Consider the following 20,080-nt stretch of genomic DNA (forward strand, 5'->3'; position numbering starts at 1 on the left):
CCTCTCACCTACCTTTCCGTACAACTGATGCAGGGGTCTATGGTTAATATCAACATGGGAACGTCCGCCAGATCACAACCCTGAAGGGTTTTCACCATGGCAGGAATATTCATGTTGGTGGGAGTCCTAACTCTGATTCTTTCCAGGAACTTGGAATCTGCCCCCTTGGAATAATAATATGCTTCTCCTCTGGGCTGCTCCAGTCTCGCCATATACTCTCCCTTAGGTACATTACCCTTAACAGGAACAGCGATGTCGCCTTCCGGAATGAGCTCAACAGCCTTCTCAATAAGACCGATGGACTGATAGACCTCTCCAATTCTTACAAGAGTTCTTGCATAACAGTCTCCGGCAGTCTCTACCACTGGCTCAAAGCCCAGCTTATCATAGATGCCGTTCCCTGTAAGACGCATATCCTGTCTGATACCGGATGCTCTTGCCATAGGTCCTACAGCGCAAAGGTCAATGGCATCTTCTTTGGACAGGTACCCAACTCCAACCAGTCTGTTCTTTACGGAATAATCCTCAATGAATGTGTCAGCAAGCTCTTTCAGTTCTTTCTCCATCGCTCTGAGGACTTTTACCATTTCATTCAGAGTCTCTTTGTCGATGTCTTTTCTGACGCCGCCAACCTTACAAACGGAGAAGATAACTCTTCCGCCTGTAGTCTTTTCAAAGAGATCGAGTACACTTTCTCTCAGTCTCCAGCAGTGCATAAACAGGCTTTCAAATCCGAAGCCGTCTGCAAGAAGTCCCAGCCACAGCAGATGACTGTGAATTCTGGAAAGCTCATGCCAGATGGTTCTGAGGTATTCAGCTCTTTCAGGAACTTCAATTCCCATAAGACCTTCTACCGTATGACAATATCCCCAGCCGTGTCCGAAGCTGCAGATACCGCAAATTCTTTCGATTACATATACTAATTCTGTATATTCCTTTTTCTCAACCAGCTTTTCCAGCCCTCTATGGATGAATCCAATGGAAGGAATTGCTTCCACAACCTTTTCGTCTTCGATGACCAGGTCAAGATGCACTGGCTCGGGGAGAACGGGATGCTGCGGTCCGAAAGGAATAATAGTTCTTTTACCCATTCTAATCTACCTTCCTTTCTCAGTCTTTTGGGTTCCACGGCGTCGGCTGTGAAACCTTGAAGAAGTGGCCGCCATAATTGAGCGCCATATGCTTGAACTTCACGCCAAACAGATCCTGCATTTCATTCTCATAGATGAATGCAGCCCAGTAAACGCCGGTGATGCTCATGATTTCAACTTCTTCCGGAATAACGAGTCTTAAATTGGTCAGGACATGATCCTTGTCGAAGGAATAGGTCAGTTCAAAACCTTCTGCAACCTTTGTGCAGCAGGCTTGGCCCAAACGATATCCCTCGCTCTTGAAATCCTGTACCTTCTCTATCAGCTGGGCAGGCTCAATAGAAATGAAATTCTGAATCTTATAAAGCTCACTCATCTTAAGCCTCCTCCTTTTCTTTGATTGCTGCTACGGTTGCTTCTGCTTCTTTCTGTTCAGAAGAGTTTGCTTGTGCTTCCGCTTTTGCCGCTGCTTTTGTATCAGCAGCGATTTCTGCTTTTGCAGCTGCAGCTGGTTTCTTATCCATGGCGGCACGCTTTTCAGCCAAGACGCCAAGTCCCTTTACAACGCCGTCAATGATGGCTTCCGGTCTTGCCGCACAGCCGGGAACGTAAACGTCCACGGGAATAACGGTGTCAATTCCGCCCATGATGTTGTAGCATTCCTTGAAGATACCGCCGGAAGTGGCACAGATTCCGATGGCCACAACGACCTTCGGCTCAGGCATCTGCTCATAGATCTGCTTTACAACACTAATATTCTGCTCATTGACAGAACCTGTTACCAGGAAAATATCCGCATGTTTCGGGTTTCCGGTATTGATAATACCGAAACGCTCAACATCATACATCGGTGTAAGGCATGCCAATACTTCGATGTCGCATCCGTTGCAGCTCGATCCGTCATAATGGATGACCCACGGTGATTTCGTTACATATGACACTATGTTACACCTCCTTAACGCACAAAGTAAATGACGAGCAGATTGACAAATCCCAGCGTGATAGCCACGATCCAGGAAGCATTGATAGCAATCTGCCACTTCATTCTTGCATAGCTGTTATCGATTAAAATTTCAATGAAGTAAGTCACAAGGCAGACAGCTACTGCCAGGACAGGGCTCCACGAAGCGGTGTTCACAAAGAACAGGTAAACAAATCCCAGAAGGAAAATGTTCTCATACCAGTGAGCGATTTCAATCACCGCCATGGTCTTTCCTGAAAATTCTGTGGTCAATCCTTTTACCAGCTCCTGATGTCCGTGGTGGGACATGCTCAAATCAAAAGGTGATTTTCTGAGCTTAATAGTTAGAATGAACACAAAGCCAAGAAATATACCCGGCAGGTATTGAATCCCCATTACCGGAGCGTTTACAATATCAGAAATATTAAAGCTGTTGTTGACGAGGTAGAACCCGATTGCTGTAATCAGTACCATTGGTTCGTAAGCCATCATCTGAAGCAGTTCTCTTTCGGCACCAATCTGCGCATAAGGCGAATTGGAGGAAAAAGCTGCGATTACCAGGAAAATGCTTGCCAGGGTCAGTGTGAAGATGACCAGCAGCAGATCTCCTCCCGCGAAGAAGAAGCATCCGGTAATCATGATAAAAATTAGGAAGCACATGACATAGAAGTCCTGCACCTTATTTACTGTGATCGGTTCCTTTTCCAGCAGCTTAAAGAAATCATAAAACGGCTGGAGGATTGGAGGACCGAATCTTCCCTGCATTCTTGCAGAAATCTTTCTGTCGATTCCGGCAAGGAGACCACCGGCGATGGGCGCAAGAATCAAATATGCTACGATGCTAATTATTACAGTAACACTCATTTACAGCACCCCCCCTAATAAAACTGCGAATGTGAACAGAAGAACCGCTGTAGTGGTAAGCACTCCGATGAGGTTCATCTTCTTTTCTCCGAAATAGCCTTCCATATACCAGTTTTTCAGGGATACAGATGTGGGCTGATGCATGGAGTTTTCAAACCTAAGGTCATCCCCCAGGTTGGCGCCTGCCATATAGATCGGAACAATTTTCTTAGTTGTCTTTCCGTAGAATAGCAGCGGCAGCAGTACAACAATCGCGAGCATTCCCGACATAATGTACATGTTACCGGAGGACAGCGCCAAAGTTCCAACAGTGGAATAAACCGCTGTGAGATACGGTACAACTAAATATGTGGACATCAGCGGGAAAACAAGGCAAATCACAACGGTCAATACCGTCAGAGAAGTCAGTACAAGCCACTCCTCTTTATGCACATTTCCTTGAATATTTTCCTGCTTTGCCATGATGGCAGTCATCTTGCCCAGCCACTTTGTCCAGTAGAATAACGTAGCGGCACTGCCGAATACGATCATCATAACAAGCAGAACATTGCCGGAATCTACGAATGCCTTCATTGCTGCCCATTTTGAAATGAGCATTCCCAAAGGAGCGAGGAACATTCCAGAAATACCAACGATCATGAATGCAGCCAGCTTCGGCATTCTGCCGAACAGTCCATCCATATCTTCGATATCTCTGCTTCCGATATTATGCTCTGCAGTACCTACACAGAGGAACAGAAGTGACTTGGTAACTGCGTGGAATATGATCAGCATAACCGCAGCCCATACCGCAGCAGATGTTCCAATCCCGCCGCAAGCCACGATTAAGCCTAAATTTGCAACTGTTGAATACGCAAGCACTCTCTTTGCATTGCTCTGAGAAATTGCTGCAAAGGATGCCATCAGGAAGGTGATTCCCCCTACCGTCATGACCATGATACCCGCAAAGTTTCCGCTGAGCACCGGTGCAAGCTTTACAATGAGGAACACACCTGCTTTTACCATTGTGGAAGAGTGAAGCAGTGCAGATGTTGGCGTAGGCGCCACCATCGCTCCAAGAAGCCAGCTGTTAAACGGCATCTGGGCTGCTTTTGTAATTCCGGCAAAGGCAAGCAGTGCAACAGGCAATGTAAGATCATAGCCCATCATACCTGCAAGAAGCACCTGGTTGAGTTCCAAGGTTCCCATCGTTCCAAGCACGATAATAGCCAGTACAAAGCCGAGGCCTCCCAGCAAGTTCATAATCAGCGCTCTGAAAGAGTTGTTGATCGCTTCCTTTGTTCTGGTAAATCCAATGAGGAAGAACGAGCACAGCGTTGTGATCTCCCAGAAGAAATACAACCAAACCAAATTATTGGATACGACTATACCAAACATCGCTGACAGGAATAAGAACATCAGGAAGAAGAACAATGGTCTTCTGTCCGGCTGATCGTGGTGGTGATGCTGGAAATCCTTCATATATCCGATGGAATACCAGGTGATCAGTGTTCCGATGATTCCGATGATCAGCACCATAATAATAGACAATCTGTCTATATATAGGTTGTTGACAACGTGAATCCCATGGCCGATGCTTAGCTCAAACCACACCATTAATGGTGCTTGAATGGCCACAAGAACTGAAGCAAGATACTTCTTATGTTTGATGCCCAGATAAAAGATAAGGATTGCGAGACAAATTTCAATTCCCATCATCAGATAATTGATGGATTCATTCTCGAAATCGAAAAACTTTCCGCCTGAGCCGAAGTAAGTAAACGCGAGATATATGGAAGCAACCGCAATCACAATGGCGGAAACCTTCACGATAATATCTCTTGCCGCATCAGTCTTGAGAACCAAAAGAGCCAGAGCAACCACTAAGGGAAATAAAATTAGAAAAAAAATAGTGCTCAATTTAATCCTCCTCTTTCTAGTCCGTCGGTAAAATAAAGCAAGGCAAAGTTGTCTACTTTTTTTTACTCCCAGAGTTAAAATCATACGTATACATTATACTCCTTCCTTTCGAAATAACAAGCATTTTGTCAAAGTTTTGACGAATAAATTTACATCAATTGTCGAAAAATTTTATTAATTTTGACAACGAAAAAACCGGCACTAAATGCCGGTTTTTTCAATGGTTTTACACACTAAGCTTTATTTCATTTCATACTTTTTTTCGGTTCTACCTTAGCCGCCCAAATGGTGCAGATTACTCCCACAATCAAAAATGCAACAGCTGCAGTCTGAATTCCGGAAAGCATTCCCTCAAAGCTGGAAAGGAAGCCTGACCCGTAGGTCTCAAGGTAATATTCAGGACCCCAGTCTCCCTCAAACCAATGGAGCCATGGAAGTGCAATGGCTCCTACAGCTGCAAGACCAAAGAAGATTCCTGCAATTCTTTTGAGGTCGCCAACTGCCAGGCCAGTCTTTGGATTGACAGGATAATTCACTGCATCCTTTTTGGCAAGACCGCCATACAGCTTCTTCCAGATTACATAAAGCACCGGTCCGGACACAATGCCAAGCATACCGCCGATAAAGTAATCGGTACCGTTGATAAAGAAGGAGATGAAAGCAATGATCATCGGAACGATACAAAGCACGCACAGGAAACCGTATCCTCCTGGAATCTTAAATTTGTACTCGCTGCTGGGAATTCTTTTTCTCAAGATCAGTGCAGAGATATACACCATGACATAAGAGGAAACTAACAGGAATACATCAACAATAACAACCTGCGCAAAAGCAAAATTGCACAGAATTAAATTCACAATCGCAACGGATAATACCGAAACATATGGAACCCCATGCTTCTTATCACATTTTACTAAAATAGGAGGAGCCAGATGGTCGTCTGCCAAAGCGAAGAAGCCTCTGGAACCTGATGCAATATAGGTATTATAGATGGAGCACTGTGCCAATACGGCAACAATTACGAAAAAGAATCCGAAAGCAGGACCCCAGAAATGGGTTACAACATCAGCATAGCCGACGGTGCCTGCTTCTGTTCCCCAATTTTCCCAGTCTCCCATCGAACCAAGACCAGCTATGGTCGGGAAAATGTAGACGCACATGATCAGCGGAACAGTAATCAGCGTAGCTTTGGGAATAACCTGCGGATTCTCAACTTCTCCTGCAATGGTTGACATGGATTCATAGCCTGAGTACATCCACATACCCACGGCAATTCCTGCCCCGATATATGCGATCCAATCACTGAACGCAATTCCGGTAATTCCCATGATTTCGCCGTCTGCGGTAAAGGGAACGAAAGGATTTTGGCTGAAGTTTGTAAAGCCACAGATCGCAACCAGTACAAAAGCTGCGATTACCAGAACAGCTAAAATACTGCTGACAATTCCAACATCTTTGACGCCTCTGATATTAATATATGTAAAGATCAGGATAATGAGCGCCTTAATGAAAAACTCCGCAACACCACTTAAATTCCATTGGGATGCGATGTATCCGCCTGCAAGGATAACGTAAAGCGTATTGTCAATATAAATTGAGATGGTACGCCACCAACCCGCCTGAAAGCCCCAGAATTCTCCAAGTGCTTCCTGAACCCATTTATAATAGCCGCCTTCCTGAGGTCTTACGGAACCCAGTTCCGAAGCCACCAGACCAAAAGGCAAGCCCCATACAAACGGAAGTACGATCAGCATCACCAGTGTAAGACCAGGTCCTGCTGCAGGAACCATTTCCTCGATTCCGTAGGCTCCCGCTGCCACAAGGCAGAAGATCATAAATACAACCGTAGATGTTTTAATGTCATGTTTTTTTAAGCCATGTTCGCCGACATTGAGTGCCGCCGTCTGCTTATCGACATTGCTCATTAATGTTTCCTCCTTTTCAGAATAAAATTAGAAATAAATAAAGGCTTCTTTCAATTTTATTTAATTTTCAGAAAATAGGCAATGATAATTTTGCTTAATATCTCTTACCTACTTGCTGTCATAGCAAAAAAGTATCTAAACTGCCACTTTTCTACTTGTTTTATCGAAAAATATCGTTGCATAGAATTGTTGAAACCCAGTGAAAAGCTTCCCTCCAACGAATCAGAGGGAAGCAAACCAGTCATCTTAAATTCCTATATAACGCTATTGAATGGGATATTTCTCATCGAAGGTGACTTCATCCGACCCAAGGGTAACCACAGTTCTGATCTTCCCTCTCCTCTTCTGCATGGCATAGATCAGAATCGGCAGGAAGATTGCGATCAGCGAGATGATAAAGACAGGCATTCCTCCATCCTCAAATACGAGAAGGATCATTGCGCCGATTTGAAGTGCAATGGCGAAATATGCCAGTCCGGGGTACCATTTTGCTTTGACCGTCAATACTTCTTCTGGATTGTATCCTCTTTCCTTCAGCTTCTTTCTGAAAAGCACCTGAGAAACACAGATTCCAACCCAGCACAGCGTTCCGGTGAAGCCTGATATTCCCAGAAGATTTGCATACAGCGGAAGTCCATTTGCTCCCCAAAGTCCAAGCTCATCTGATGCAAATCCAAGCAGGAAAACTAGCCAGATGGGGATGATTGTGAAAATAGTAGCATTCTGAGGTGTGTTGAAACGATTCAGATTTGATAAGAATTTTGGAGCCATTCCTTCTACGGAAAGACCGTACAAAGCACGCACCGTTCCATAAAGACCTGAATTTGCGCAGCTAAACGCGGCTACCAGCGTAACGATGGTAAAGAGTCCCGCCGCCCACTTAAGGCCGTATGCGCCAAGGGTATATGCAAAGATGGATTCATCCAGCCCCGCTTGTGCATAAGGGACAATCAACGTCAGCAGGAAAACGGGGATCAAGTAGATCAGTATAATACGGAATGCAACTCTGCGACATGCAAGGGGAACATTCGTTGCCGGATCCTGTGTTTCTGCTGCAGAAAGTCCGACAATTTCAGAACCCTGGAAGTTAACCAGCGTCCAGATCATATATGTAATGATGATCAGTCCTCCGGAAGGGAACAGTTTTTCAACTACGCTGCCTTCGCCGCCCAGTAGAACTTTACCGCCAATGAAGCCGCTATCTGCAGTGAAAGGATGCAGAGATCCACCCACCAGCCCCATCCAGATTCCGACTGCACAGATTGCAAAGACTAGGATTGCTAAAATTTTAATAATTGCAAGTACGGACTCAATATGACCGAACCATTTTACATGATAAAGATTTACTGCAGTCAGGAGCGCCAAAGAGATAATTCCCCAGACAAAAGTACTCCATGCAGGATTCTCAAAGGGCAGTGTGATAAAATAATTCATAAATACGGCGCTTGCCAGTGCTTCCGATGGCACATAGGCTACCCAGTTTGCCCAGAATGCCCAGCCGATGCCCGCAGACGCGGTATCACCCATAAATTCTCTCGTGTATGATACAAACGAACCTCTCCGGGGGATATTGACCAGCAGTTCCGCAAAGGACTGCATGACACCGTATATGGTTAGACCAGCTATGGCATATGCAACCAATACAGCGCCGGGCCCCATTTCTGAAAATGTTAAACCCAATCCCAGAAAATAACAGGAACCAATGATACCGCCCAAAGCAATTAAAGACACATGCCATGGCAGAATACCGCGATTCAGAGTGCGTTCACTCTTGGCTACTTCTCTTCCCTGTTCTGACATTAATTATTTACCTCCTTTTTCTCACATAGAACTATGATTAGACTCTTGCATTTTGCTTCGCCGAAAGATTTGCTGTCTCTCAGCAAATTTTCAGTATTGATGCAATACTTTATACAACTTTCAATTATCATGCCAATCTTGACTTTCAAAAGTATTATTTATTAAATTTTCAGATAATGGTCTATTTAGGCAGGATGAGCCTGTCCTAATTTCTCATTTTGTGTTTGCTCAATTTGAAATATTGACTGAAAAGTCTCAATTTTGAAAAAACCGTATCTGTTATGTCTCAGTTTTGAAACCCAAAAGGCAGACCTGTCCAGTTCCATGCCAAGGGGTTACCTCTTATCATAAACCGAGATAATGATACACTGCCAGCAATACCGCCCCCGGTACTCCCAAAACACCGACGATTACAGCAGATAGGATATTTAGAGAGATGTGGAGTCCCCAGTAGGATCCGACCCAGTTTATCACTACAATGGAGACCGCTCCTGCGATACTGTTGATTACAAGCCTTAAAAGGATTTTAATCGGCACCAGAAACATATACCCTACTACATAAAGTGTAAAGATTCCTAGGGCATAGGCAAGGAGGATCCCGATTTCTGTACTCATATCCATATTATTTGCACCCCCATTGTATAATTTATGTCCAATATGAATAAAATAGAATTGAGAACTTGACGAAAGGATGTGAGGGCAGATGAGCACACCACTAAATGGTATTGCCGGTACAGCGAGCAAAATTTACCATCAGGTTCTGAATATACCTTATCCGAAAAACGATGACGAACAGCTGCTCAGTTCTATAAAAGCAGCCCATTCGGACTGGCAGAGGGCAGAAGCTATGTTTCACGAAGTTACTGACCCAGACCTGGTTGATTACACAATCTATGATATGCTGGCAACAAAAACGAAATATGCTTACTTACTTAAAACGGCAAAAAACAAGGACCTGCATTGGTAGGGTCCTTGTTTTTTCTTTTTTCATCGCAATGTAAAAAAGAAGGACGGCTATAATTCCCGCCGTCCTTCCATGGCTTTTGACAAGGTCACTTCATCTGCATATTCCAGATCGCCTCCGACGGGAACGCCGTGGGCTATTCTGGAGACTTTAATTCCGGAAGGCTTGATCAGGCGGGCTGTGTACATCGCCGTCGCCTCACCTTCTATATTGGGGTTGGTCGCTAAGATAACTTCTCTGACATCTTCCTGCTGCAATCTGATAATCAGCTGCTTCAGGTTAATATCTTCCGGTCCGATGCCATCCATGGGCGAAATCGCACCGTGGAGGACATGATATAAGCCTTGGAATTCCCGAATTCGTTCCATGGCACTGACATCTCTTGGGCTCTCAACGACGCAAATCACACTCCGATCCCTTGTCTGGTCAGTGCAAATGCTGCAAGGATCCACATCGGTGAGGTTGCCGCATACAGAGCAATATTTCATATTCTTCTTTGCATCCATAATCGCCTCGGCTAAAGCATTTGCTTCCGCGTCATCCTGCGCCAAAATGTGGAAGGCGAGACGCTGGGCAGTTTTTCCGCCGATACCGGGTAATTTGGAGAGCTCAGCGATCAGCCTGCTCAGTGGTTTTGCATAATGTTTCATGAGATTCCAATTACATGATGCCCGGAATTGATAATCCGCCGGTCAGTTTACCCATTTCGCTTTGACTGATCTCTTCCATCTGACGCAGTGCCTCATTGGCCGCGACCATGATCAGATCCTGAAGCATTTCCACATCATCCGGATCCACAACTTCAGGCTTTATTGCCACTTTTACGATTTCTTTTTTACCGTTTACTGCTATGGTAACAGCACCGCCGCCTGCAGTTGCTTCCACTTCCTTTGTATCAATTTCAGCCTGCATTTCTTCCATTTTCCGCTGCATAGCCTGCATCTGCTGAATCTGCTTCTGCATGTTTCCTGCTCCGCCGGCTCCGCCTGCGCTGGGCTTCTTTCCAGCTCTCATACCTTTTCCCATATTTTCGTCCTCCTACTGTATTTCAATATGAATTCCAAATTTATTGCCGATTTCATCCGCCAGGTCTTCGGCGGTCTTTCCCGACTCATCACGGCCGGATACTATGTTTCTTGTACACTCCAGTCTAAGTTTTCTTCCAGTATGTTTCTCCATGAGCATCTCCAGATCCGATGAATTCTCTTTGATATAGGTTTCCATCATCTCATTGGAGGCTTCAACGTAGAAACAGTCCTCACAGACCTCTTTCAATTTGGTTCCCACGCGAAGAAGATTAAAACTTCCTTTTAACGCCTCTCCATCCTCAAAGACCGCATGCCAGAGCCGATCGCAATCGATATCTGAAATTGATGCACTGCGTTTTACGGCGCTTTTGCTCTTGATCTGAGGATCCGCAGTCATCTCACCAGCGTTACTCTGCTCCGTACTGTTTTTCGTTGAAGAAGCGGGTCTTCTCGCTGCAGGAGCGGCTACTACCGGGATTGCGGGTGCTCCTCCCAGATCGGATGCCAGCTTTACGATACAAAGCTCCAGCAAAATTCTCGGCTGGGTTGACCATTTCGCATCGGTCAGCGTCTGGGACAGCTTTACGATGCTATCATTAATAAAACCAAGCTCGATCTCTTCACTCTGCTTTCGAATCCGATCCACATTTTCCGAGGACATATTCAAAACTTCCTCTGGATTCTTAATGAATTTCGTCATCAGCAAGCTTCGGAAATGAGCGATCCAATCTTTCATGAACTGCCGAACATCCTTGCCGTCCTGTAAAATACGGTCCAAGAGAAGCAGGGCTTCAGCGATCTGCCGTTCCAGAACCAACTCTGTCATTTCAACAAAGATTTCTTCTCCTGCCGTTCCGAGAATGTCAATTACATCATCCCTGGCAACAGTTTTATCTCCGGTAGAAATGCATTGATCCAGCAAGCTTAACGCATCTCTGACAGATCCGTCGGCATTGGATGCGATAAGTCCCAGGGCAGCATCGGAGATCCTCACCTCTATCTGGCTGCAAATATCCCGCATACCCTGTTTAAGGATCCGCTCCGGTACTCTTTTAAAATCCAGTCTGAGACACCTTGAAAGGATGGTGGCGGGAAGCTTTTGAACCTCTGTCGTAGCCAGAATGAACATAACGTTTTCCGGCGGCTCCTCCAGGGTCTTAAGGAGCGCATTGAAGGCCCCCGTGGAAAGCATGTGTACTTCATCGATAATGTATACCTTGCACCTGCCGGCTGCCGGCGGATACTTGACACTTTCCCGAAGTTCTCTGATATTATCTACACCGTTATTGGACGCCGCATCTATTTCGATCACATCCATGAAGGCGCCGTCCTTAATGCTCAGGCAATTGGCGCATACACCGCAGGGACGTTCTCCTGTCTCTGCGAGACAGTTCATGGCCTTAGCAAGAATTCTTGCGGTAGAGGTTTTTCCTGTTCCCCTGGTGCCGCAGAACAGATAAGCATGTACTGTGGTTTCTGTTTTAATCTGATTTTTGAGTATTTTTACAATATGCTCCTGGCCAAGAATCCCATCAAAGGTCTCTGGTCTGAACGAGCGGTATAAAGCGGTATACATGCTCCACCCCCCTTGCTTTTCTGTGGACATTGCTAACATGCGGGCTCTGCCGCTTGACTTGCGGAATAGGAAGCTTCGCTTCCGTAATTTCCGTTTTGTTTACAAAAAGTGCCCTTTAGAAGCTTCGCATGACATTGGAGAAGGCTTGTCTGCGGCACATAAGAGATTCCACTTATCGCTGCTTCCTTCCGGACCTGACGAGGTTCATAGATTCTTATTGCGCAGGACCCAAACCAAGCCAGGCGAAGCTACTAAAAGGCACCCTATTATTATATGTACTTTGTCCTATAAAGTCAATGACAACTTTTGCAAATCATCTGCTCTCTGCCCCAGGGTCTTTCCTTCAGGCTCTTTGCAAGACTTCTCTCATCCTTGTCTTCATCTGACCACCTTGTAAAGCTCATCGCTGGCCGGCGGTGCGATGACGATTTTTTCACCATCTACCACCATGCGAATTCCTTCCTCTTTTTCACAGATTCTGCCGATGCAGGCAACGGATATCCCCGCACTGGAAAGCGATTCTTCCATTTGCTCCTTTGCTTCCGGATGAACCATAATCATCATGCTTCCGCTGGAAATCAGCCGCAGGTAATCAATATCAAAACGATCGCAGATTTTTTTGGTGACCTCTGCTACCGGTATTTTATCTGTCCAAACTTCAGCTCCTGTTTCAGCGATACTGCACATTTCCCATACTGCACCAAGAACGCCGCCTTCTGTAATATCATGCATTCCGGCAGTACCGATCCTACCTGCAATAACACCTTCTTTTACAACGCTGATCTGATCCAGCATAGCTGCAGCCTGTTCCAACTCCTCTTCCGTCAGGTAGCCTTTCAGCTCTGCTTTGTAATCGCCTGCAATAATGCCCGTTCCTTCCAGCCCTGCCTGCTTGGTCATAAGGATAAAGTCTCCTGGCTTCATATTTTCCGCCTGCTGGGAGGACCACTTTGCTCCTCTTCCCAGTGCAGTGGAAACAATGACGGGTTTTGTAACTGCAGAGGTGATTTCCGTATGTCCGCCAATGATCTCGACGCCAAGCTTCTCAGAAGCTTCGCCTGCTTGCTTCATAATCTCTTCAATCTGTTCCTCAGTCGTTCCCTCTGGCAGCATAACGGCCAGCATAATCCCCAGCGGTTCTATTCCATTGGAAGCGATGTCATTGCAGGAGATATGAACTGCCAACCTGCCGATTTCACTCACCGCTGCCGTAATCGGATCCGTTGACAAAACGCACTCATAGGAGCCGAAATCCACTACCGCGCAGTCTTCTCCCACGCCTGGTCTTGTAATAACCTCCGGCCTTCTGAACTTAATATTTTTAAAAACGATATCCTCCAGCAATTTACTGTCGAGCTTTCCGGTTTTTAACATGAAGCGCACCTCGCATTACTCGCATTGATTGGGATAAACGCCCCGCAGGTTTACCGCAAGGCGTTTGATAATAGTTTATACAAAATTGTGATTTCTTCCGAAAACGTCCCATCAGATGAGGACAAGGAATGAATCAGCATTTTCCTATTCCAAATTTGCTTTAATTTCTCCGATTAACTTTGCATATTCCTCTTCGGAAAGATGAACCGGTGGATTACAGGCCATTTGAAACATCCCGCCGTAGTCAGGTCCGTCAACCTGCTTCGGGACGATATGACAGTGAAGATGGGCAAGCTTATCACTGAACATTCCATAATTGATTTTAGCTGGATTTACAACTGCCTTCACAGCTCTTGAAGCTTTTCCGAGATCACGCATAAACGCTTCCCCTTCCTCTTGTGAAAGGTCCGCGATTTCTTTTCTGTGTTCTTTCAGGGCGACAAGAACTCTTCCATAGTAGGACTGGTCCCTATATAAAAACAGGTCAGTGATTTCAAGCTCACAGATAGGAAGCATAAACTGTTCACGCTTCACAAAATCGGTACAAAAATGGCAGTTTGGGTCTTTCATAATTCTTCTCCTCGTGTGAATGATTTCCGTTGTTATGCTGCAGCGATTGCTGCACATGACACCATACTATAGTTTGTTTTCTATCCATAAGATTATAACAGCTTATCTGCTGGTTTAAAAGATTTTATGGTGTAAAATATTTCATCTCTACAGAATTTGAATTCACACGCATTTTCTTAATTAGTGCTATAATAATGGTTGGCATCGATTGCTGTATGGAAATTTGTCTGCAGAACCGCTGCCTTGCCAAACGAGGCTTTCATCCTCAATGAAAAGGATAACAGGAAAGGCATTTGATTTATATGAGCAAACATAAGCGGTCGCTGATTTTTTACGCGATCCTAATCATCATCTTATCCGCCGGAGTATTTCTGACCGCAAATAACGATCACTGGTACAATGCCACAATCGTAAGGATTGACCATGCGAAAAATTCACCGACAGATCAATACAGAAACGGAACCAACGATCGATATTACGAACAGCTCCTAACGGGCACAGTTAAAAACGGTCCGTTTCGAGGGCACACAGCATCACTGAAAAATGAATATTCTGCTTCGGGGGTATTTGACGAACCATATCAACCCGGCGACGAGGTATTTCTAAGCGCTGTATCATCAGAAAGCGGGACGGTCACCGGATCCATATCCGGTCTAAAACGCGACAAATATGTCGCCGCACTTTGCGCGGCATTTATCCTCTTCATCCTTTTTATAGCGAGAGGACGGGGACTATTGACTTTGCTTTCACTCTCAGTGAACATCGGGATTTTTTGGTATTCCCTGATCCTTTATACCAGCGGAATCAACATTCTTCTTCTTGCAAATCTCCTTGTATTTTCTTTTACCGGTCTCTCCTTGCTGCTGGTCAGCGGCTGGAATCAAAAAACATTCGCAGCAATCTGTTCCACCCTGATATCAATCGCCATTACACTGCTGCTGTTTAAGCTCGTGATGACCTTTACAGGCGGTGTGGATTATGCCTTCATGGAGTATATCACAAGCCCCACCGATCTCCCTGAAATCTTCATGGCACAGATCATGATCGGCGGCTTGGGCGCCGTAATGGATGTTGCCATCACAGAAGCCTCTGCTATGAGTGAGCTGATTTCCAAGGACAACGAAATCCCGCTCCGAAATCTGATCCAATCGGGACGTGATATTGGGCATGACATCATGGGAACCATGATCAATGTGATGCTGTTTACCTATATCAGCGGCAGTATTCCTCTGATCATACTGAAAATGAACAGTGAAATAAGACTCCATACCATCATTCTTTGGCATATGCCGATGGAGCTTTACCGGTTTTTGATCGGAAGTATTGGAATACTGATTTCAATCCCGGTCTCCATCTTGATTTCCCTGTTGTTCTTTCGGAGAATCGGGAGAATCGGAAGTATCGGGATTATCAGGAGTATTGGAAAAATCAGGAGGTTCTTATGATCATCGTATTAGCTGCCATTCTTGCAGTCTTGCTTTATATTGTGGGAGGCGAACGGGGAATTTTGACCTTCCTTACCCTGTGTTGGAATATCGCAGTGCTCTCTGTTTCTATCGTCTTGATATCCTGGGGCTGGGAACCCATTACAATCACGTTTCTCAGCTGTTTATTGATCTGCAGCGCCACCTTGTTTTACCAGAACGGCAGGAGTGGGAAGACCTACGCTGCTTTCTTTTCTGTAGTTCTGATTCTGCTCATTCTGGTTCTGCCGGCTTATCTGCTCGGTCTGAATTCCCACATTCAAGGGCTGAACGAACTGATGCTCAGGGAAGATGAGATCATGGGCCTGACACCAAATATCAATATCAACATCGTCAAGATTGCGGTCTCCATGATGATAACCGGCTTGATTGGAGCCGCAACCGATACTGCTATGGCCATCTCCTCCGCTGTTTATGAAGTCTTCCGAAACAACCGGCAGCTTCACACAATGGAGTTATTCCATTCGGGAATCCGCATCGGGAAAGATGTGCTTGGAACCACCGTCAATACGCTTTACTTCGCTTGTATCGGTGAGTCGATGATGATGTTCCTTCTATTTAAAAGCTATCATTACAGTTTTGGGCGTCTGATCAATTCCAAGGCATTTTTTCAGGAATTTACAGACATTATCTTCAGCTGTCTCGCTTGTATTCTCGTCATTCCGCTCTCTGCTGCAATCACCTCCTTCATACTGAGAAATCCGGGCAAATTCAAACGACTGTTGGATGAGGATGTTCTGTTTCTCGATCCAAAAGAATAAATTTTATCTTGCACCAGTGCTTTTTATGCTATAATAGTCACAGCTAACTACGGTCACCATCGAATCCTAGCGGTGCTAAGAGCAGGTGGCCTTTTCCCGGAGAACAGACATGAACTATTTTTTCAGTAAAAAGAAAACTATTGCTTCTATCATAATAATTCTATTTATGGTATCCCTCGTGCTATCGGCGGCTTACATTATCATTGAGTCAAACCATAGCTGTGTTGGGTATCATTGTCCTGTCTGCGCTCATATCGAAGCTGCCGAAATGGTTCTCCAGCAGCTCGTGACCGCATTGCTCCTGTTGATCTTCTTCAGCTCCACCGTTATAATTTCACAGATGATGCTCACCCGGGCAAACGGGCACTCCTATCGTTTTTTAACTCTTGTATCCCAAAATGTACGTATGAATAATTGATATCCCTCCTCTACGAATTATCAGTGTGTCACTCAATAGATGGAGGTTCATAATTATGAAACGATTTGCTGCGGCCGGAGTTGCCGTACTTCTCGTTCTGTTTGCATTTACAGGCTGCGGACGAGGAACCGAACAAAACAATCAAAATTCAGATACCGATAAAATCAGCGTTGTTACCACGATCTTCCCCCCTTATGACTTTGCGCGTCAAATTGCCGGCGATAATGCCGATATCACCATGCTCCTTCCACCGGGAGGAGAAAGCCATTCCTTCGAACCCACGCCTCAGGATATCATCAAAATCCAGAACTGTGATCTGTTCCTTTATATTGGGGGCGAAAACGACCAGTGGGTTAGAAAGATCCTCGACTCGGTAGACACAAGCAACATGAAAGTCATTGCTTTGATGGATACGGTCTCCGTTGTGGAGGAAGAAATCAAGGAAGGTATGGAAGAGGAACATGATCATGACGAAGACAGCGGCCATGAGCATGACGGAGATAGCGACCATGAACACGATAGTGAACCTGCCGCCTCTGACCAAACCGGAACAAAAGATAACGAAACAGAAGAGCCAGAATATGACGAACATGTTTGGACCTCTCCCCAAAATGCCGTTCAGATCACGAAAGGAATCATGGAAGGGCTTTGCGAAGTCGATCCCGACAACGCAGAAGAATACCGCGCCAACGCAGCTGCCTACACGGATCAGCTGAACAAGCTGGACGGAACCTTCAAAGCACTGGTGGACGGCGCAGTTCGGAAAACCATCGTATTCGGAGATCGCTTCCCCTTCCGTTATTTTGCAGATGAATACGGACTGGATTACTGGGCGGCATTTCCGGGTTGTTCCACAGAAACCGAACCCAGTGCTGCAACGGTGGCATTTTTAACGGATAAAGTAAAGGAAGAGAAAATCCCAGTGGTATTCAAGATAGAGCTCAGCAACGGCAATATTGCGCGGTCGATCTCCGAAGCCACAGGTGCAAAGGTCCTTACCCTTCATTCCTGCCACAATCTGACGAAATCCGATTTTGAAAACGGGGAAACTTATCTCAGCCTCATGGAGAAAAATGTAGATACGCTGAAGGAGGCATTATACTGAAATGACTGATGCCCTGATTACCTGTAACGATTTAACCTTTCGCTACGACGGCAAAACAGCTGTCACGAATCTATCCTTTTGCATCGATCCAGGCGACTACCTGTGTATCGTCGGTGAGAATGGGTCTGGAAAAAGTACGCTGATTTCCGGACTGCTCGGCTTAAAGAAACCCCACTTCGGCAGCATTAGCTTCGGAGCGGGATTGAAACAGACCGATATCGGCTATCTGCCCCAGCAGACAGAGATCCAAAAGGATTTTCCCGCAAGTGCATACGAAGTTGTTCTCTCCGGCCGTCTCAGTGCGGAAGGGCTATTCCCCTTCTATCGAAAAAAAGACCGACAAATCGCCTTGGAAAATATGGAACAGCTCGGAATTTCCCATCTCAGGAATCAGTGCTACAAAGAGCTTTCCGGCGGGCAGCAACAAAGAGTACTGCTCGCCCGTGCCCTTTGTTCTGCCAAACGAATGCTGATTCTTGACGAACCGGTAAGCGGCCTTGATCCTGTCGTATCTGCAGAGCTTTACCGCCTCATGCTGAAAATAAACCGGGAAATGAATATGACAGTGGTGATGGTTACCCATGACATCAGAAACGCTGCAGCACATGGAACGAAGATCCTTCATATGGATGGGCAGCCACTGTTTTTTGGCACCACTGCGGATTATGTCGGCAGTGAAGCCTATCAGACCATCATGGGAGGAGGACGCAGAAATGTTTAATCTAATGGCGGAGCTTTTTTCTTACCCGTTCATTGCAAGAGCTGTAGTCGTAGGAATTCTCGTATCCCTTTGCGCGGCGCTTCTTGGGGTAAGTCTTGTTCTGAAGCGTTACTCCATGATCGGAGATGGATTGTCACACGTAGGCTTCGGTACTTTGGCAGCTGCCACAGCGCTTAATGTAGCCCCTCTCACGGTCTCGGTGCCCGTAGTTGTCCTGGCTGCCTTTCTGCTCCTGAGACTGACGGAAAACAGCCGAATCAAAGGAGATGCCGCGATTGCACTGATTTCAACAAGCTCCCTGGCAATTGGCGTAATCGTCATCTCCCTTACCACAGGGATGAACACCGATGTCTGCAATTATATGTTCGGCAGCATACTGGCCATGAGCAAGAATGACGTTACGCTGAGCATCGTGCTTTCAATCGTTGTTCTGATCCTTTTTGTGGTCTTTTACCACAGGATTTTTGCGGTTACCTTTGACGAAACCTTTGCCAGAGCAGTGGGCATGAGAACCGGACTATACAACATGCTGATCGCTGTTTTAACTGCGGTTACCATTGTTCTGGGCATGCGTATGATGGGTGTGCTTCTGATCTCCAGCCTCATCATATTTCCGGCGCTGACATCCATGCGCATCTGCAAGCGTTTTTTAACCGTAACCATAAGTTCGGCAATCATATCCGCCGCCTGCTTTTTCGTTGGAATGATCTTGTCCTATGAATTTGCAACGCCAACGGGAGCAAGTATCGTCATGGTCAATATTTTTGTCTTCCTATTATATTGGATCATAGGGATTGGAATGAGAAAGGCAGCACAGAAATGAAACAGAAAATAATCATACTGGTTCTGGTGTTAGTGGTTGCGATCAGTTCCATGTTCACCGGCTGCAGCGGAAAGGATTCCTCATCAGGGAATTCACTACCCCGTTCCACCAGTGGGAATTCGTCTTCTTCAGACGGCAATGGTGATGCAGGCGAAAATTCCGCATCAGAAAGCAATGGTGATGCAGCAGGAAATACAGCAGCAGACGGTAGCAGCGGCACAGATTCGGCCGCAGGCGGCTTCGGTGGTCTTCCTTCCGGCAATGCCGGCAGCTTAGCAAGCGGTGATGCTGGTGTAGATGTGGACATTACAGAAAAAATGTACGTTGCCTACATCAATGAAATTTATGTGAACACCCCCGATTATATCGGCCAGAACATCCGGATCCAAGGCATGTTTCAGGCGTATACCGACGAAACCACAGGGTTGACATACTACTACGTATATCGAGTAGGTCCTGGATGCTGCGGAAATGACGGCAGCATGTGCGGCTTTGAATTTACCTGGAATGGCGATTTGCCCAAAGACAATGATTGGATTGAAGTAATCGGTTCGCTGAGAACCTATGAGGATGACGGCTGGAGCTACCTTACTTTGGATGCCTCCTCAGTGACTGTAATGAAAGAGCGGGGCGCAGAAAATGTTCTTCAATAATCCGTACCCCGCAACTCTATTTTAATATTGCTTTTAAACTGTTTTCAAATAAATCATGCGCAA

Annotated in this window: 21 protein-coding genes and 1 other RNA gene; 8 read left to right on the forward strand and 14 right to left on the reverse strand. The window is 45.8% G+C overall.

Annotated elements, in window-relative coordinates; translation table 11 throughout:
* Positions 1-8: 8 nt before the first annotated feature.
* From FRZ06_11175 to FRZ06_11210, 8 genes are all read right to left on the reverse strand, one after another.
* Positions 9-1,091 carry an NADH-quinone oxidoreductase subunit D gene (locus FRZ06_11175; GenBank protein ID QOX63853.1) on the reverse strand — a complete coding sequence of 361 codons (1,083 nt, stop codon included), beginning with the start codon at positions 1,089-1,091 and terminating at the stop codon, positions 9-11.
* Between the two features lie 19 nt (positions 1,092-1,110).
* Entirely contained in the window at positions 1,111-1,467 is a 357-nt protein-coding gene (locus tag FRZ06_11180; protein QOX63854.1) for an NADH-quinone oxidoreductase subunit C, read from the reverse strand.
* Between the two features lies 1 nt (position 1,468).
* Positions 1,469-2,032 carry an NADH-quinone oxidoreductase subunit B family protein gene (locus FRZ06_11185; GenBank protein QOX63855.1) on the reverse strand — a complete coding sequence of 188 codons (564 nt, stop codon included), beginning with the start codon at positions 2,030-2,032 and terminating at the stop codon, positions 1,469-1,471.
* A gap of 14 nt (positions 2,033-2,046) precedes the next feature.
* On the reverse strand, positions 2,047-2,916 hold the full coding sequence (locus FRZ06_11190) for an NADH-quinone oxidoreductase subunit H (protein ID QOX63856.1): 870 nt from the start codon (positions 2,914-2,916) through the stop codon (positions 2,047-2,049).
* Positions 2,917-4,899: a hypothetical protein gene (locus tag FRZ06_11195; protein ID QOX63857.1), complete on the reverse strand. Its 1,983-nt coding sequence runs from the start codon at positions 4,897-4,899 to the stop codon at positions 2,917-2,919.
* A gap of 161 nt (positions 4,900-5,060) precedes the next feature.
* Positions 5,061-6,740 carry an APC family permease gene (locus tag FRZ06_11200; GenBank protein QOX63858.1) on the reverse strand — a complete coding sequence of 560 codons (1,680 nt, stop codon included), beginning with the start codon at positions 6,738-6,740 and terminating at the stop codon, positions 5,061-5,063.
* Between the two features lie 264 nt (positions 6,741-7,004).
* Positions 7,005-8,540 (reverse strand): amino acid permease, encoded by a 1,536-nt coding sequence (locus FRZ06_11205; protein ID QOX63859.1) that lies wholly within the window; start codon positions 8,538-8,540, stop codon positions 7,005-7,007.
* A gap of 345 nt (positions 8,541-8,885) precedes the next feature.
* Positions 8,886-9,161: a SigmaK-factor processing regulatory BofA gene (locus FRZ06_11210; GenBank protein ID QOX63860.1), complete on the reverse strand. Its 276-nt coding sequence runs from the start codon at positions 9,159-9,161 to the stop codon at positions 8,886-8,888.
* Positions 9,162-9,243: 82 nt separating this feature from the next.
* On the opposite strand from FRZ06_11210, the gene FRZ06_11215 reads away from it, so the two are divergent.
* Positions 9,244-9,507, forward strand: a complete 264-nt coding sequence (locus FRZ06_11215) for a DUF2508 family protein (protein QOX63861.1) — start codon at positions 9,244-9,246, stop codon at positions 9,505-9,507.
* Positions 9,508-9,554: 47 nt separating this feature from the next.
* Here FRZ06_11215 and recR read toward each other — a convergent pair whose 3' ends face one another.
* The 6 genes from recR to FRZ06_11245 form a co-directional block, all read right to left on the reverse strand.
* The gene (recR, locus tag FRZ06_11220; protein QOX63862.1) at positions 9,555-10,154 is read right to left on the reverse strand and encodes a recombination protein RecR; all 600 of its coding nucleotides are present in this window, start codon (positions 10,152-10,154) and stop codon (positions 9,555-9,557) included.
* A gap of 10 nt (positions 10,155-10,164) precedes the next feature.
* The gene (locus FRZ06_11225) at positions 10,165-10,530 is read right to left on the reverse strand and encodes a YbaB/EbfC family nucleoid-associated protein (protein QOX63863.1); all 366 of its coding nucleotides are present in this window, start codon (positions 10,528-10,530) and stop codon (positions 10,165-10,167) included.
* 12 nt (positions 10,531-10,542) lie between these two features.
* Positions 10,543-12,147: a DNA polymerase III subunit gamma/tau gene (dnaX, locus tag FRZ06_11230; protein QOX63864.1), complete on the reverse strand. Its 1,605-nt coding sequence runs from the start codon at positions 12,145-12,147 to the stop codon at positions 10,543-10,545.
* 96 nt (positions 12,148-12,243) lie between these two features.
* An RNA gene (gene ffs, locus FRZ06_11235) (signal recognition particle sRNA small type) lies at positions 12,244-12,342 on the reverse strand.
* Positions 12,343-12,486: 144 nt separating this feature from the next.
* Positions 12,487-13,482 carry an AIR synthase gene (locus tag FRZ06_11240; GenBank protein QOX63865.1) on the reverse strand — a complete coding sequence of 332 codons (996 nt, stop codon included), beginning with the start codon at positions 13,480-13,482 and terminating at the stop codon, positions 12,487-12,489.
* 144 nt (positions 13,483-13,626) lie between these two features.
* A complete protein-coding gene (locus FRZ06_11245; GenBank protein QOX63866.1) occupies positions 13,627-14,052 on the reverse strand; it encodes an HIT family protein in 426 nt (141 codons plus the stop codon).
* Positions 14,053-14,354: 302 nt separating this feature from the next.
* Here FRZ06_11245 and FRZ06_11250 point away from each other — a divergent pair, with 302 nt between their 5' ends.
* From FRZ06_11250 to FRZ06_11280, 7 genes are all read left to right on the forward strand, one after another.
* Positions 14,355-15,497, forward strand: coding sequence for a YibE/F family protein (locus tag FRZ06_11250; protein ID QOX63867.1), 1,143 nt, complete (start codon positions 14,355-14,357; stop codon positions 15,495-15,497).
* Positions 15,494-16,297: a YibE/F family protein gene (locus tag FRZ06_11255; GenBank protein ID QOX63868.1), complete on the forward strand. Its 804-nt coding sequence runs from the start codon at positions 15,494-15,496 to the stop codon at positions 16,295-16,297. The genes FRZ06_11250 and FRZ06_11255 overlap by 4 nt, the downstream gene beginning before the upstream one ends.
* A gap of 109 nt (positions 16,298-16,406) precedes the next feature.
* Positions 16,407-16,715, forward strand: coding sequence for a hypothetical protein (locus tag FRZ06_11260; GenBank protein QOX63869.1), 309 nt, complete (start codon positions 16,407-16,409; stop codon positions 16,713-16,715).
* Between the two features lie 55 nt (positions 16,716-16,770).
* The gene (locus FRZ06_11265) at positions 16,771-17,820 is read left to right on the forward strand and encodes a zinc ABC transporter substrate-binding protein (GenBank protein ID QOX63870.1); all 1,050 of its coding nucleotides are present in this window, start codon (positions 16,771-16,773) and stop codon (positions 17,818-17,820) included.
* 1 nt (position 17,821) lies between these two features.
* Positions 17,822-18,541 (forward strand): ABC transporter ATP-binding protein, encoded by a 720-nt coding sequence (locus tag FRZ06_11270; GenBank protein ID QOX63871.1) that lies wholly within the window; start codon positions 17,822-17,824, stop codon positions 18,539-18,541.
* On the forward strand, positions 18,534-19,364 hold the full coding sequence (locus tag FRZ06_11275; protein ID QOX63872.1) for a metal ABC transporter permease: 831 nt from the start codon (positions 18,534-18,536) through the stop codon (positions 19,362-19,364). Before FRZ06_11270 ends, FRZ06_11275 begins: the two co-directional genes overlap by 8 nt.
* Positions 19,361-20,017 carry a hypothetical protein gene (locus tag FRZ06_11280; protein ID QOX63873.1) on the forward strand — a complete coding sequence of 219 codons (657 nt, stop codon included), beginning with the start codon at positions 19,361-19,363 and terminating at the stop codon, positions 20,015-20,017. Before FRZ06_11275 ends, FRZ06_11280 begins: the two co-directional genes overlap by 4 nt.
* The last annotated feature ends 63 nt before the right edge of the window (positions 20,018-20,080 follow it).

It is taken from the genome of Clostridiales bacterium (assembly GCA_015243575.1).
GTDB lineage: Bacteria > Bacillota > Clostridia > Peptostreptococcales > Anaerovoracaceae > Anoxybacterium > Anoxybacterium hadale.

What these genes read in the sequence shown, in the direction of transcription:
- FRZ06_11175 (QOX63853.1), bottom strand. Translation starts at nt 1,091, where the DNA reads ATGGGTAAAAGAACTATTATTCCTTTCGGACCGCAGCATCCCGTTCTC.
- FRZ06_11180 (QOX63854.1), bottom strand. Translation starts at nt 1,467, where the DNA reads ATGAGTGAGCTTTATAAGATTCAGAATTTCATTTCTATTGAGCCTGCC.
- FRZ06_11190 (QOX63856.1), bottom strand. Translation starts at nt 2,916, where the DNA reads ATGAGTGTTACTGTAATAATTAGCATCGTAGCATATTTGATTCTTGCG.
- FRZ06_11195 (QOX63857.1), bottom strand. Translation starts at nt 4,899, where the DNA reads ATGATTTTAACTCTGGGAGTAAAAAAAAGTAGACAACTTTGCCTTGCT.
- FRZ06_11200 (QOX63858.1), bottom strand. Translation starts at nt 6,740, where the DNA reads ATGAGCAATGTCGATAAGCAGACGGCGGCACTCAATGTCGGCGAACAT.
- FRZ06_11205 (QOX63859.1), bottom strand. Translation starts at nt 8,540, where the DNA reads ATGTCAGAACAGGGAAGAGAAGTAGCCAAGAGTGAACGCACTCTGAAT.
- FRZ06_11210 (QOX63860.1), bottom strand. Translation starts at nt 9,161, where the DNA reads ATGGATATGAGTACAGAAATCGGGATCCTCCTTGCCTATGCCCTAGGA.
- FRZ06_11215 (QOX63861.1), top strand. Translation starts at nt 9,244, where the DNA reads ATGAGCACACCACTAAATGGTATTGCCGGTACAGCGAGCAAAATTTAC.
- recR (QOX63862.1), bottom strand. Translation starts at nt 10,154, where the DNA reads ATGAAACATTATGCAAAACCACTGAGCAGGCTGATCGCTGAGCTCTCC.
- FRZ06_11225 (QOX63863.1), bottom strand. Translation starts at nt 10,530, where the DNA reads ATGGGAAAAGGTATGAGAGCTGGAAAGAAGCCCAGCGCAGGCGGAGCC.
- dnaX (QOX63864.1), bottom strand. Translation starts at nt 12,147, where the DNA reads ATGTTAGCAATGTCCACAGAAAAGCAAGGGGGGTGGAGCATGTATACC.
- FRZ06_11240 (QOX63865.1), bottom strand. Translation starts at nt 13,482, where the DNA reads ATGTTAAAAACCGGAAAGCTCGACAGTAAATTGCTGGAGGATATCGTT.
- FRZ06_11245 (QOX63866.1), bottom strand. Translation starts at nt 14,052, where the DNA reads ATGAAAGACCCAAACTGCCATTTTTGTACCGATTTTGTGAAGCGTGAA.
- FRZ06_11250 (QOX63867.1), top strand. Translation starts at nt 14,355, where the DNA reads ATGAGCAAACATAAGCGGTCGCTGATTTTTTACGCGATCCTAATCATC.
- FRZ06_11255 (QOX63868.1), top strand. Translation starts at nt 15,494, where the DNA reads ATGATCATCGTATTAGCTGCCATTCTTGCAGTCTTGCTTTATATTGTG.
- FRZ06_11260 (QOX63869.1), top strand. Translation starts at nt 16,407, where the DNA reads ATGAACTATTTTTTCAGTAAAAAGAAAACTATTGCTTCTATCATAATA.
- FRZ06_11265 (QOX63870.1), top strand. Translation starts at nt 16,771, where the DNA reads ATGAAACGATTTGCTGCGGCCGGAGTTGCCGTACTTCTCGTTCTGTTT.
- FRZ06_11270 (QOX63871.1), top strand. Translation starts at nt 17,822, where the DNA reads ATGACTGATGCCCTGATTACCTGTAACGATTTAACCTTTCGCTACGAC.
- FRZ06_11275 (QOX63872.1), top strand. Translation starts at nt 18,534, where the DNA reads ATGTTTAATCTAATGGCGGAGCTTTTTTCTTACCCGTTCATTGCAAGA.
- FRZ06_11280 (QOX63873.1), top strand. Translation starts at nt 19,361, where the DNA reads ATGAAACAGAAAATAATCATACTGGTTCTGGTGTTAGTGGTTGCGATC.